11 protein-coding genes and 1 pseudogene are annotated in these 12383 nt (G+C 73.3%); 7 read left to right on the top strand and 5 right to left on the bottom strand.

Annotated features, from left to right (window positions below; all coding sequences use genetic code 11):
* Positions 1 to 15: 15 nt before the first annotated feature.
* A complete protein-coding gene (locus tag ALMP_RS03705; RefSeq protein WP_264924588.1) occupies positions 16 to 597 on the top strand; it encodes a TMEM165/GDT1 family protein in 582 nt (193 codons plus the stop codon).
* Positions 598 to 856: 259 nt separating this feature from the next.
* Entirely contained in the window at positions 857 to 1522 is a 666-nt protein-coding gene (locus ALMP_RS03700) for an HAD family hydrolase (RefSeq protein WP_264924587.1), read from the top strand.
* A gap of 102 nt (positions 1523 to 1624) precedes the next feature.
* On the opposite strand, the gene ALMP_RS03695 is transcribed toward ALMP_RS03700, so the two are convergent.
* Positions 1625 to 2788, bottom strand: a complete 1164-nt coding sequence (locus tag ALMP_RS03695) for a peptidoglycan-binding protein (RefSeq protein ID WP_264924586.1) — start codon at positions 2786 to 2788, stop codon at positions 1625 to 1627.
* 170 nt (positions 2789 to 2958) lie between these two features.
* On the opposite strand from ALMP_RS03695, the gene ALMP_RS03690 reads away from it, so the two are divergent.
* Positions 2959 to 5007 (top strand): MFS transporter, encoded by a 2049-nt coding sequence (locus ALMP_RS03690; RefSeq protein WP_264924585.1) that lies wholly within the window; start codon positions 2959 to 2961, stop codon positions 5005 to 5007.
* A 126-nt stretch (positions 5008 to 5133) separates the two neighbouring features.
* On the opposite strand, the pseudogene ALMP_RS03685 reads toward ALMP_RS03690, so the two are convergent.
* Positions 5134 to 5432: pseudogene (locus ALMP_RS03685) on the bottom strand (GNAT family N-acetyltransferase); the annotation flags it as partial.
* A gap of 78 nt (positions 5433 to 5510) precedes the next feature.
* Here ALMP_RS03685 and ALMP_RS03680 point away from each other — a divergent pair.
* Positions 5511 to 6227 (top strand): hypothetical protein, encoded by a 717-nt coding sequence (locus tag ALMP_RS03680; RefSeq protein WP_264924584.1) that lies wholly within the window; start codon positions 5511 to 5513, stop codon positions 6225 to 6227.
* A 3-nt stretch (positions 6228 to 6230) separates the two neighbouring features.
* Complete coding sequence (locus ALMP_RS03675; RefSeq protein WP_264924583.1) at positions 6231 to 6758, top strand: hypothetical protein; 528 nt, start codon at positions 6231 to 6233, stop codon at positions 6756 to 6758.
* A gap of 49 nt (positions 6759 to 6807) precedes the next feature.
* Here the strand turns inward: ALMP_RS03675 and ALMP_RS03670 are convergent, their stop codons facing one another.
* Positions 6808 to 7227, bottom strand: a complete 420-nt coding sequence (locus ALMP_RS03670) for a DUF1992 domain-containing protein (protein ID WP_264924582.1) — start codon at positions 7225 to 7227, stop codon at positions 6808 to 6810.
* Between the two features lie 113 nt (positions 7228 to 7340).
* Here ALMP_RS03670 and ALMP_RS03665 point away from each other — a divergent pair, with 113 nt between their 5' ends.
* Complete coding sequence (locus ALMP_RS03665) at positions 7341 to 7733, top strand: hypothetical protein (RefSeq protein WP_264924581.1); 393 nt, start codon at positions 7341 to 7343, stop codon at positions 7731 to 7733.
* A gap of 120 nt (positions 7734 to 7853) precedes the next feature.
* Here ALMP_RS03665 and ALMP_RS03660 read toward each other — a convergent pair whose 3' ends face one another.
* Positions 7854 to 8525 carry an O-methyltransferase gene (locus ALMP_RS03660; protein ID WP_264924579.1) on the bottom strand — a complete coding sequence of 224 codons (672 nt, stop codon included), beginning with the start codon at positions 8523 to 8525 and terminating at the stop codon, positions 7854 to 7856.
* 160 nt (positions 8526 to 8685) lie between these two features.
* Positions 8686 to 9777: a DUF2330 domain-containing protein gene (locus ALMP_RS03655; protein WP_264924674.1), complete on the bottom strand. Its 1092-nt coding sequence runs from the start codon at positions 9775 to 9777 to the stop codon at positions 8686 to 8688.
* 410 nt (positions 9778 to 10187) lie between these two features.
* Between ALMP_RS03655 and ALMP_RS03650 the strand changes: the two genes are divergently transcribed.
* Positions 10188 to 12236, top strand: coding sequence for a bifunctional glycosyltransferase 87/phosphatase PAP2 family protein (locus tag ALMP_RS03650; RefSeq protein WP_264924578.1), 2049 nt, complete (start codon positions 10188 to 10190; stop codon positions 12234 to 12236).
* The last annotated feature ends 147 nt before the right edge of the window (positions 12237 to 12383 follow it).

Below are 12383 nucleotides of genomic sequence, written 5' to 3'. Positions count from 1 at the left end.
CCGATTGAGACACCCTTGATCAGCCTTACCGTGACCGCGCTCGTCTTCGGCGTCGTCTTCCTCGCCGAGCTGCCGGACAAGACGGCCCTCGCCGGCCTCGTCCTCGGCACCCGCTACCGCGCCTCCTACGTCTTCGCCGGCGTCGCCGCCGCCTTCGCGCTGCACGTCGCGCTCGCCGTCGCGGCCGGCAGCGTGCTGACGCTGCTCCCGCAGCAGCTCGTGCACGCGCTGACCGGCGTGCTCTTCCTGGGCGGGGCGGCCGTGCTCCTGATGCGGAAGGGTGAGGACGAGGAGGAGATCCGCAAGCCCGAGAACCAGTCCTTCTGGAAGGTCTCCGGCGCCGGCTTCATGCTCATCCTGGTCGCCGAGTTCGGCGATCTGACCCAGATCATGACCGCGAACCTCGCCGCCCGCTACGACGACCCGCTCTCCGTCGGGCTCGGCGCGGTGCTCGCGCTGTGGGCGGTGGCCGGCCTCGGCATCGTCGGCGGAAAGGCGCTGATGAAGAAGGTGCCGCTGAAGCTGATCACGCAGATCGCGGCGCTGCTGATGCTGGCCCTCGGCGTGTGGAGCCTGTGGGAGGCGGTCTCCGGGTGACCGCGCGGACCTCCCGACCCGGGGTCCGGAGGCGGGTTGAGAGCCGGAGTGAGCTGAACGGCGGGTGAACGCTTTCCGGGAAGGGTGGCGCGCGGCCCGCATTGTTTTGTACCGTGGAGGAACAAAGTGGCTCCCGCCCGTTTTCCCTGACCGGCGGGCGGGGCCGCCTTGTTCTTTCCACGTGCTCGTCAATCCGCGCGCTCGTACGTGTTCGTCCCGTCGTGTGCCCGTACGTGTGCGTCCGTGCTGGGAGTCGCCGATGCCGGCCGCCGTGTCCACCGTCCTGACCGCCCGCGCCCTCCTGCTCGACATGGACGGCACCCTCGTGAACTCCGACGCCGTCGTGGAACGCGTCTGGCGGCGCTGGGCCGAGCGGCACGGGCTGGACGGTGACGAGGTCATGAAGGTCGTCCACGGCCGCCAGGGCTACGCCTCGATGGCCGTGCTCCTGCCCGACCGCCCGATGGAGCAGAACCACGCCGACAACGCGCGGATGCTGGCCGAGGAGACCGCCGACATGGACGGCGTCGTCCCGGTCCCCGGCGCCCCCGAGTTCCTCGCCTCGCTGCGCGGCGTCCCGCACGCCCTGGTGACCTCGGCCGACGCACCGCTCTCCACGGCCCGGATGGCGGCGGCGGGGTTGCCGCTGCCGGAGGTGCGGGTGACCGCCGAGTCGGTGGGGGCGAGCAAGCCGGACCCCGAGGGCTTCCTGAAGGGCGCGGCGGAGCTGGGCACGGACCCGGCGGACTGCGTCGTGTTCGAGGACTCCGGGGCGGGGATCGCGGCGGGGCGCTCCGCCGGCATGAGGGTCGTCGGCGTCGGCCCCCGGGCCGCCGCACATCAGCCGGACGTGGCGGTGCGGGACCTGACGGGGGTGCGGGTGGAGGTCGTCCCCGGCGGCGGGGTGCGGGTCCACATCGGCTGACAGGCTTCCGCTGGCCGAAGGGCTTCAGGTCGGCTGAGGTGCCGGGCCCGTTCGCCCGTGCCCGGTGTCACGGCTCCTTCGTGTCTGTGCCCGTGCCCGGTGTCACGGCTCTTTCGTCTCGGACTCCAGGCGCTCCCGTGTGACCGCCCCGTACACGCCCGGCTCGTCGTCCTGGATCCCCCGCGACCACTGGTAGTTGCGCAGCGCGCTCTCGAGCTCCTCCGTGAACTCGCCGTCCGCCTTGTCGTCGTAGAGGAACAGCTGGCTCAGCCGCAACTGGAGTTCGGTCACCTCCGACCCCCGGTCTCCGCGCCGCAGGACCGTCTCCTGCGGGCCCGGCAGGATCGTGTCGGCGCCGTTCTCCGGGGACAGGGAGCCGGTGGCGCGCGGGGTCGGCGCGCTCGGGCTGGGCTCCGCCGACCGGGAGGGTGACGGGGCCGCGCTGGACGGCGACGGTGACGGTGACGCGCTCTCGCTCTCGGACGGGGACGGCGAGGCGCTGAGCTCCGCGGGAGAGGGGGACCGGCTCGCCGACGGTGACGCGGACGACGCGCTCGGCGAGGTGTCCGGCACGGCCGCCCGTACGTCCTCCGGGGCCGCCGTGTCCCGGGTCGGCTTCTCGTAGGAGAACAGCCCGCTCGCGAACCCGGCCGCGGCCACCACGGCGACGACGGCGCCGGTCGCCGCGAGCAGCAGGGTGCGTCTGCGGCGGCCCCGCGGCTCCGCCTCGTCCCCGAGGTCCGGATGCCGGCCGCCGCCGCCCGCCTCGAACCGGCGCAGGTCCGCGGTGTTGGGCTCGGCGGCCGACGGGGCGAAAGGGGCGGTCACGGCGGGCAGGACGGCCGTACGGTCGTCCGCGCCGCCCGGGGCCGGTCGCGGGCCGGAGGGGCCGGAGGAGGGCACCGCGGGCAGCGGCATCGTCACGTCACCCGCCGAGGACCTCATGTCGCCCGCCGACGCCCTCGCCTCGCCCGTCGGTGACTCCCCGGTGGTGACGCCCGAGGCCGCCCCGACCGGTGACTCCCCGGTGGCGGCGCCCGAGGCCGTCCCGTCGCCTTCCCCGAGTTCGACGTAGGGGCGTATCCGCAGGGGATCGAAGTCGCCCGCCGCTGCCGCCTCCGCCTCGCGTGTGTCGCGCAGGGCCTCCGACGCCCGCTGGGCGCAGGCGCACGAGGGGGTGTTGTCCGCCGCGCGCAGCGCCCCGCACTCCGGGCACGGAAGCCCGTGCTGCCCCGGTCGCCCCTGCCACCCCGTCGGACCGTTCACCTGTTCGCCCCTCCCCATACGAATTCCAGAGACTATCCAGATCTTCCACACAACCGCGTGACCGCCGCCCCCGGAATGCCGACCTCCGATCACGCGGTGGAGGACTCAAGAGGCCATACCGGGTCACACCGATCACGATGGAAGGTGCACGAGAGCCTCAGGAGGCATCCATGGCCTTGGACGCGCACGCCCGGACGGAGGATCCACGCGATCCGCGCCAGGAGCATGTTTCCGGCAACGTCCTCGTCTCCATCGGCGCGCTGCTGCTCGGCATGCTGCTCGCGGCCCTCGACCAGACGATCGTCTCCACCGCGCTGCCCACGATCGTCAGCGACCTCGGCGGCATGGACCACCTGTCCTGGGTGGTCACGGCGTACATGCTGGCCTCGACGGCGGCCACACCGCTGTGGGGGAAGCTGGGCGACCAGTACGGGCGCAAGCGGCTGTTCCAGACCGCGATCGTGATCTTCCTGGTCGGTTCGGCGCTGTGCGGAATGGCGCAGAACATGCCCCAGCTGATCGCCTTCCGGGCCGTGCAGGGCCTGGGCGGCGGCGGGCTGATGGTGCTGTCGATGGCGATCGTCGGCGACATCGTCCCCCCGCGCGAACGCGGCCGTTACCAAGGGCTGTTCGGGGCCGTCTTCGGCGCCACCAGCGTCCTCGGCCCGCTGCTGGGCGGCCTGTTCACCGAGCACCTCAGCTGGCGCTGGGTCTTCTACGTCAACCTGCCCGTCGGGGTCGTCGCGCTCGCCGTCATCGCGACCGCCCTGCACATCCCGCGCCGGGCGACCCCGCACGTCATCGACTACCTCGGCACCTTCCTCATCGCCTCCGTCGCGACCTGCCTGGTGCTGGTGGCCTCCCTCGGTGGCACCACCTGGGCCTGGGCCTCGCCGCAGATCGTCGGGCTGGCGGTGCTGGGCGTCGTTCTGGCCGTCGCCTTCGTGGCGGTGGAGCGGCGGGCCGCCGAACCCGTCCTCCCGCTGAAGCTGTTCCGCATCCGCACCTTCACCCTGTCGGCCGTCATCAGCTTCATCGTCGGCTTCGCGATGTTCGGCGCGATGACCTACCTGCCGACCTTCCTCCAGGTCGTGCACGGAGTCTCACCGACCATGTCGGGCGTGCACATGCTGCCGATGGTGGCCGGGATGCTGCTCTCCTCGACCGTGTCCGGACAGATCGTCAGCCGTACCGGCCGCTGGAAGGTCTTCCCGATCGCGGGAACCGGTGTCACCGCCGTCGGCCTGCTCCTGCTCCACCAGCTGGACGAGAACAGCCCCACGGGCGAGATGAGCGCGTTCTTCTTCGTCTTCGGCCTGGGCCTCGGCCTGGTGATGCAGGTCCTGGTCCTCATCGTGCAGAACGCCGTCTCCTACGAGGATCTCGGCGTCGCCACCTCCGGCGCGACCTTCTTCCGCTCCATCGGCGCCTCCTTCGGCGTCGCCATCTTCGGCACGGTCTTCGCCAACCGCCTCGGCGACAAGCTCGCGGACGCCTTCCGGGGCGTCGACCTGCCGGCCGGCGTCTCCGTCGACGCGCTGGAGGCCGACCCGCGCGTGATCTCCGAGCTGCCGCCCGCGCTGCGCCCACCGGTCCTGCACGCGTACGCGTCCTCCATCACGGACGTCTTCCTGTACGCCGCGCCCGTCGCCGTCCTCGGCTTCGTGCTCGCCTGGTTCCTGCGGGAGGACCGGCTGCGCGGCTCGGTCACCGCGCCGGACGTCACCGAGACCCTCGCCAGCAACCCGGTGGAGCGGTCGTCGTACGACGAGGTGTGTCGGGCGCTGTCCGTCCTCGGCACCCGCGAAGGCCGCCGCGAGATCTACCGCCGGATCATCGCCCGCGCCGGCTACGACCTCCTCCCGGCGGCCGGCTGGATGCTGCTGCGCATCCGGCGCTACGGCAGCGTCGAGCCGGGCGTGCTCGCCGAGCGCAGCCCCGTCCCGCTCCCGGTGATCCTGGAGGCCGGCCGCCAGCTGGAGGAACGCCACCTCGCCGTCCGCGAGGGCCTCGACCTCGTGCTGACCGCGCGGGGCGGCGAGGTGGCGGAACGCCTCGCCGCCGCCCGCGAGGAGTCCCTCGCCGAGCTGCTCGGCGACTGGTGGGACCCCGACCGGCCCACCGACCTCGTACAGCTGGTGCGGGACCTCACCACCGAACTGTGCGGCTCCTCCCGCGAACAGCCGCACGAGGACCGGCCGACGGCTCGGCTCGGCTGAAGGCCGGGCGCCCCTCGCCGGGCGCACTGCCCCGGCCCCGTCCGGGCGGCGTGCCCCGCCGGCGCCCCGCGCCGCCCCGGGTCCCCGCGGGCGCGGGGCGCCGGCGCGTGGTGCGTCGGCAGCGTGGTCGTTGTGCGCCTTTGTCTCGGTGTGGCCGGCGTGTGTACAGGGCGCGGGCCTCGACCAGGTCGGTGCGGGTGTCGAGGATCAGCCGCTCGGCGCGAGGGCGCAGGGGCGGCGCGGCCCCGACGAGCAGTGCCGCGCCGCTCCTGCCCCGTACCCGGGGCAGCGGGGAAGGCCCGCTTCAGCTCGGCGGTCGCCGTGTCCGGCAGTCGTACGCCCGCCGTGCCGGCCGGCTCGCCGTCGTACCGCGCGACGAGCAGCCGGCCCGTCGGGGGCGCCAGTGCGTCCCCCGGGTCGGCCGCGCCCGCCGTTTGCCCGGCCCGGTCCGGGCAACCCGAACCGTGAACCGGCCCGTGGGGCCGACACACCGGAAGGCAACCATGTCCACAGGCGTGATCATCGCTCTGATCGTGATCGTGGCGGCCATCGTCGCCGTCGCGGCATTCTTGGCCGTGCGGGCCCGAGGGTCGCGCACGGGACGCGGCCTGAAGAGCCGCTTCGGGCCCGAGTACGACCGGTCCGTGGCCCGGCACGACGGGGACGTCGAGGCGGCCGAGCGGGAACTCGGCGCCCTCGTGGAGCGGCACGGCGGCCTGCACGAGCGGCCGCTGGAGCCCGCGGAACGCGAGCGGTTCGAGGCCCGCTGGACGGCCGCGCAGGAGCGCTTCGTCGACTCGCCCCGTGAGGCGGTCGCCGAGGCCGACCGGCTGGTGGCGGAGCTGGCCGGCGCCCGGGGCTACCCGGACGGCACCCAGTACGACGAGCAGGTCGCCGCGCTGTCCGTGCACCACGCGCACCATGTGAACGGCTACCGGCACGTGCATTACGCGGCACGCGTGGGCGCCGGCGGCGGCGCCGGGGACGGCCGGACGCCCGGCACCGAGGACCTGCGGTCCGCCATGGTCGAGGCCCGGGCCCTCTTCGGCGAGCTGATGGAGCAGGACCGGCACGAGTCCGGCCGCCACCGCGCGCCCGCCGGATCGACGGCCGGCCGTCGCACCGGCAGCCGTCAGGGCCACCACGGCCACGGCCAGCACCGTCAGGGCCATCACCTGCCGGGGTGGGGCTTCAACCGGCACCAGACCAAGGAGGGGTGAGGGATGCGGGACGTGACACCGAGCGGGGGCATCGGGAAGGAACGGCGGGGCAGCCAGTCCCCGGAGCGGTCCACCCCCGTGATCGCCGCGGGCGATCAGCAGGCGCCGGCGACGACCGCGGAGACGCGGGCCGCCTTCGCCGAGGAGACCAGGGACGCCAGGGGTGCCAGGGCCGCCGGCGAGGGCGCCCCGACGACCGGGACCGGGGGCACCGGTCGGGCCGGGGACCTCCAGGGACCCGCCCCGCTGCTCCCGCACGAGGAGTCCGACCAGCTCTCCTCACGCATGCGGCACGCGGTCACCGAGTTCGTCGACCACCCCCGGGACGCCGTCGAGGAGGCCGACCACGTCCTGGAGGAGCTGGCCTCGCGCTTCACCGACGCCGTCAACCGCCGCCGCCGCACCCTGCGCGGCTCCTGGCAGCTCGCGGACGGCGCGAAGAGCGACACCGCCACCTCCGCCGACACCGAACAGCTCCGCCTGGCCCTGCGGGACTACCGCGAACTGACCGAGCGGCTGCTGCACGTGTGACCCACGTGCTCCTTTGACCGCGGGCGTCCGTGCCGAGGCGGACGGACGACTAACGCGGTTCCCCGGCCGCCGCCCGGCGCTCCCGCCACTGCCGTACGACCGCCTCGACGTCGTACGGCTTCATGCCCAGCGGGGGGCCGGGCGGCGGCTTGAACATCATGTCGCGGAGCTTGACGTTGACGTCCGTGATGATCTTCCGGACGAGACGCTCGGAGGGGGCCGCGTACGCCGCCGCGAGGGCGTCCTCCGCCTCCTTGCGCAGCGCGAGCGCCGGCGGGAGCACCGAGAGCCCCTCGCGCGCCATCTTGCGCCGCACCCACCACAGTTCGTCGTACGTGGTGTCGGTGCCCGGGGCCAACGGCTTTCCCGCACCCGGGAGTTGATCGAACTCACCGCGCGCCTGCGCGTCGCGGATCTGCTTGTCCACCCAGGACTCGAACGGAACGCCGGGTGGCTTTCGCTCGGTCATGCGTCCATTGTGCCGGACGGGACGGGCCCGGGCGATTTACTATGCGGCGGCTGAGCAAGGTCACTTGCCCACGGTTTTCCTCGCCACCGTCGGACACCTCACAAGGAGCGCACGTGCTCGAACTCACCATGGCCACCGTCTCCGGGACGGAAGAGGGTGCCACGGCCGGCATGCTCATGGCCGACGCGCCGAGCGATCCGGGCGCCGTGCTGCGGGTGGGCCGGGACAAGTCCGTGTGCCGCCTCGTGACCCCCGAGGACTGGCTGTTCGTCTCCCGCGTCCACCTGGAGTTCCTGTGCGGCCCCGAGGGCGTGTGGCAGGTCTCCTGGCTGCGCGGCTCCCAGCCGGACCCCTCCTCCGAGGTCCGGCTGGTGATCGGCGAGTACGCCCAGGCCATCGCCTACGGCGGGACCGTGCAGCTGCCGCGGGGCGGCGCCGGCGAGATCGTCGTCGTGGACCGCACCGGGCCGCGCAGCGTCAACGTCGGCTTCTACCACGAGGCCTGATCCGGCGGGCGGGGCCGGGCCTGAGGGTCACGCCCCGCGCTGCCCGATCCGGGCGGGCGGGGCCGCACCGCGCGTCCGACGTGACCTCGGGTCCCTGGGGCTATGGAGGACTACAGGGGGCTACGCCAGGACCCGCGCCAGTGCGAACCCGTCGTAGCCCTTCGTGCCCACCGTCTGGATCGCCGTGCCCGTCAACCTGGGGTGCGAACCGATCAGTTCGAGCGCGGCGCGGGTGCCGCGCACATCGTCCGACTCGCTGTCGGCGTCGGCCACCCGGCCGCCCCGCACCACGTTGTCGAGGACGATCAGGCTGCCCGCGCGCGTGAGCCGCAGCGCCCACTCCACATAGTGAGCGTTGTTGGCCTTGTCGGCGTCGATGAAGACCAGGTCGAACGGCGGCGGGTTCTCGTCCGCCAGCAGCGGCAGCGAGTCCAGGGCCGCGCCCACCCGCACCTCGACCTGCTTGTCGAGCCCCGCGCGGGCGATGTTGCGCACGGCGACCTCCGCGTGCCGGGGGTCGTACTCCAGCGAGATCAGCCGGCCGTCCGGCGGCAGCGCGCGGCCCAGCCAGATCGTGCTGTAGCCGGCGAGCGTGCCGATCTCCAGGATCGCGCGGGCGCCCTGGATCTCGGCCAGCAGCTGGAGCAGCTTCCCCTGGCTCGCGGTGACGTTGATCCCGGGGAGCCCGGCGGCGTCGCTGTCGCGCAGCGCGGCCGCGGTCACCTCGTCGTCCGGGGCGAGGTGGGCCGTGAAGTAGGCGTCGACGGCGTCCCAGACCTGCGACTCGCTCATGCGCTCAGCCTCTCGTATCTCATCAGTCTCATCCGTACCCGACACAGCAGGCCCTACCCGGAACGCCTGGTCGGGGCACGCTGACTGCTCCGCGTCAACGGCACCCACCGCACCGGCATTCCCCTCCGGCCTCACCTGACGGGTCGCCCACCGGGGGAATTCAGCCGTTCGGCCCAGGGGTGGCCGCCGCCGACGGGTCCAGCGGGAACCGGCGCGCACGCCCCCGGCGCACACCGAGTGCGATCGCCCCCGCCGCGAGCGCCGCGAGGACGCCCCCGACCGTCAGCAGCCAGACCGGGATCCCGCCCACCGTGAGCATCCGGTCGTCGTAGACCACCCGCCGGAACGCGGTGTCCTTCGCCGTCCGGCGCAGCTCGTGGTCCCCCGAGATCCGCGAGGGCTCCGGGAACTCCTGCGCCACCGCCGTCAGGAACGGCGTGCCCGCCGCCAGCTCGCCCAGCGGGCCCGTCGTCGTGTCGACCCGCCCCGCGAACGTCACCCGGGGCCGCTCGCCGCCGATCCGGGACACCGGTTCCATGCGGTGGCCGGCCAGGACGTACAGACCCAGCGACTGCGGGGTGCTCGCCAGGCGCGACAGCCGCATCGGGTAGACGAGGGTGTCGCTGGCGAAGGTGAGATGCAGCGGTTCCAGGTCACCGCGCAGCGGGGTGCCGGCGCTCTCCGGGGCGAGCCGTACCGCCACGTACTCCCAGCGCTGGTCCACATACGGCTGGAGCGCCGTGCGCAGCCGGTCCGGGAAGGTGAAGCCGTTGTCGCCCAGCCAGTCGTCCAGCGCGGCCGGGTCGGTGGCCGTCAGCCGGGCCACGTCGAACGGCCCGAGCCGCTCCCGCCCGACCACGCCCACCCCGGCGCCGGCCCCGTCCTCGGGCATCGCCCCCACCGTGTCGCCGTCCCCGATGTTCAGCGGCCAGTCGCCGTTCTGCGGCCACAAGTAGCGACGGTCGCGGTGTTCGGGCGCCGTGGCCTCGGCGAGCTGCTCGAAGACCTCCGGATCGCCCAGCTTCACCGTGGCCCGGCTCGGGACCGGCATGATCCAGGCGGCCCGGTCGGCGTCGCCGCTCACCGTCAGGCTCATCACGATCTGCTCCGTCGTGCCGTCCCAGCGCACCACGGACTCCTCACGGCCGACCGACACCCGCCGCTCGTCACCGGGCAGCAGCGCCCCGCAGCCGCAGGCGTAGGCCGGCGCGACGAGCGAACCGAGCTGGGTGGCGAGCAGCGCGAACAACAGGGTCAGCAGCCGCCCCCGCCATGCCGGACCTGTCCGTGGCCCCCGCCGTGCCGACCCTGTCCGCCGTTGTCGCGGGAAACCGACCATGACTCCCAGCCCCTCCGTTGTCGATCATCGTTTGCGGAGGCTACGACGGCACGGAGGAAGCAGTGGTTCCGGTCCAACGGTTCCGGTCCGGTGCCGGTCCGGTGCCGGTCCGGTTCCGGTCCTGACGTGATCCATGTCGCGTCCCGCGGAGGCAGCCCCGGTCCCGGCGCACTATCGTCTTCTGGACAAAAGGAGAGCGGACGTCAGGTGAAGTCGGGGTGCCCTGCGTCTCTCTCGGGGGCGGTGCGAGCCTCAACAGGGTTCGTCGAGGAAACCCCTACGCACGGTACGCGTGGGCGAACGGGGCGGGAGGCCGACGAGGCGTGGCGAATGCGGAGCACAGCGGGCGACCCACGGAACCTTTCGGAGCGACGGCGGTCGGCACGGCCAGAGCGCGCCTGAGAGCCGCCCGCCTCGGCCTCTGGCTGGTCGCGGCGGTCCTCGCGGTCCGGCAGGTGGCCGTCGTCCTCGCCACCCCGCGCGGTGAGCGCCTGACCGACCTGGAGACCTGGGTCGGACCGAACGGCGTCCTGCACGTCAACGGTTCCCTCTACGACTCCACACGCTTCACGGGCACCCCCTTCGGCGGGCTCGTCCTCAAGCCCCTCACCCGGGCGGCCGAACAGGCCCTCGGCTGGGGCTGGATCTTCGGCACGCTGCTGCTGGTCGTGGCACTGGGCCTGGTGGCCGCCCGCGCCCTGCCGCAACCGGTGAGCAGACGCACCTCGCTGCTGGCCGCCCCGGTGGCGATCAGCCTGCTGATGCTGTCCCTCCCCGTCCGCAACGCCTTATGGCTCGGCCAGACCAGCATCATCCCGGTCCTGCTCGTCCTGCTCGGCTGCTTCGTCGTGCGGGGGCAGAAGACGGGCGGCGCCCTGATCGGCCTCGCGGCGGCCCTCCAGCCGACGGTGCTGCTCTTCACCCCCCTGCTGTGGTTCACGGGCCGGCGCAACGCCGCCCTCGCCACCGGCGCGACCTTCGCCGGCTCGACCCTGGTCGCCTGGGCGGCGATGCCGCACGACTCGTACACCTACTGGGTCCACCACATGGCGGGCGTGGGCCTCGGCGGCAAGGCGGACGCCCTCGCCAACCAGTCCCTGCACGGCGCCCTGCTGCGCCTCGGCCTCTCCGGCCCGCTGGAGATCGCCGTGTTCCTCGTCCTCGGCGCGGTCGTCGCGGTGCTCGGCGTCCGCCGGGCGGTGCGCTACGCCCGCGACGGCCAGCTCCTGCTCGCGGTCGCGATCACCGGCTGCGCGGCGATCGCCGTGTCCCCGACGACCTGGCAGCACCAGCTGCTGTGGGTCCTGCTTGCGGTGGTCGGACGGGTCGGCAGGCGCGTCTCCGACCGCCCGGTCTGGCCGGTGGCCGTCGTCCTGGTGATGACCCTCCCGGCGAAGATGATGCTGCCGGACATGGCGGTGCTGCACCCGCTGCGTGACAACGTCGTCCTGCTCGCGGCGGTGGCCGCGGCGACCGTCGTGCCCTTCCTCTCCCGCACCTCGGAGTACTACCGCACACCGGTCCCGACGGAGTACGCGGCACCGGTGCCGGCCCGGTGGAAGCAGGTGCCGCTGCTGCCGTTCCTGCGCCGCGTGCTGACCCGCCCCAACCTGCTGCTGGAGCTGCTGCTGATCCGCGTGACGTACGCGGCCTACCAGCAGGTCCGCCTCGCGGCCACCGGCGGCACCATCTCGGGCGGGCGGGCCCGCGCCGAAAACCACGGCCAGGAGATCCTCGACCTCGAACGCGCCCTGCGCATCGACATCGAGCTCGCGGTCAACCACTGGGTGGTCGGCGTCGACTGGCTGCGCGACTTCTTCGACTTCTACTACAAGTCGTTCCACTTCGCGGTGCCGCTGTCCGTGCTGGCGCTCCTGTACTGGCGCCGCCCGGTGGACTACCGCTGGGCCCGCTCCTCCCTGGGCTTCGCGACGCTCCTGGCCCTGGTCGGTTTCTGGCTCTACCCGCTGGCCCCGCCGCGCCTGATGCCGAACCTGGGCATCATCGACACGGTGCACGGCGTGCAGGACTTCTCCAAGCCCGACTACGGCACGCTGACGGCGCTGACCAACCAGTACGCGGCGATGCCGTCGCTGCACTTCGGCTGGTCCCTGTGGTGCGGCATGGTGATCGCGATCGTCGCCCCCAAGCTGTGGATGAAGGCCCTCGGCCTGCTCCACCCCCTCTTCACCGCCTCCGCGATCGTCGCCACCGGAAACCACTGGATCCTGGACGCGGTGGGCGGGGCCGCGGTGGTGCTGGCGGGCTTCGGCCTGACCTACCTGCTCCAGGGGCCGCGGGCCCGGTCGGCGGTGGTGCGGAAGGTGGCCGTGGAGACCGCCGTACCGGAGAAAAACCCGACGCCGGGCTGACTACTCGGCCCGGCCAGCCGTTCCTGGAGGCGGATGCGCCGGAACTGGTGGACGGGGCCCGTCGCCCGCGGCAGATCACGGCGACGGGCGTCCCCCAGGAAGTGCGTCACCGTACCCGGGCGCCCTCCTCGGCATGGAGCTGTTACG

Origin of the sequence: Streptomyces sp. A012304 (assembly GCF_026008495.1) — a bacterium.
Taxonomy (GTDB): domain Bacteria; phylum Actinomycetota; class Actinomycetes; order Streptomycetales; family Streptomycetaceae; genus Streptomyces.
The sequence above is the reverse complement of the archived record's forward strand: the minus strand, read 5'-3'. Positions and strand labels throughout refer to the sequence as shown.

Coding starts and splice junctions, on each gene's coding strand:
- ALMP_RS03700 (WP_264924587.1), top strand. CDS start 857: ATGCCGGCCGCCGTGTCCACCGTCCTGACCGCCCGCGCCCTCCTGCTC.
- ALMP_RS03690 (WP_264924585.1), top strand. CDS start 2,959: ATGGCCTTGGACGCGCACGCCCGGACGGAGGATCCACGCGATCCGCGC.
- ALMP_RS03680 (WP_264924584.1), top strand. CDS start 5,511: ATGTCCACAGGCGTGATCATCGCTCTGATCGTGATCGTGGCGGCCATC.
- ALMP_RS03675 (WP_264924583.1), top strand. CDS start 6,231: ATGCGGGACGTGACACCGAGCGGGGGCATCGGGAAGGAACGGCGGGGC.
- ALMP_RS03670 (WP_264924582.1), bottom strand. CDS start 7,227: ATGACCGAGCGAAAGCCACCCGGCGTTCCGTTCGAGTCCTGGGTGGAC.
- ALMP_RS03660 (WP_264924579.1), bottom strand. CDS start 8,525: ATGAGCGAGTCGCAGGTCTGGGACGCCGTCGACGCCTACTTCACGGCC.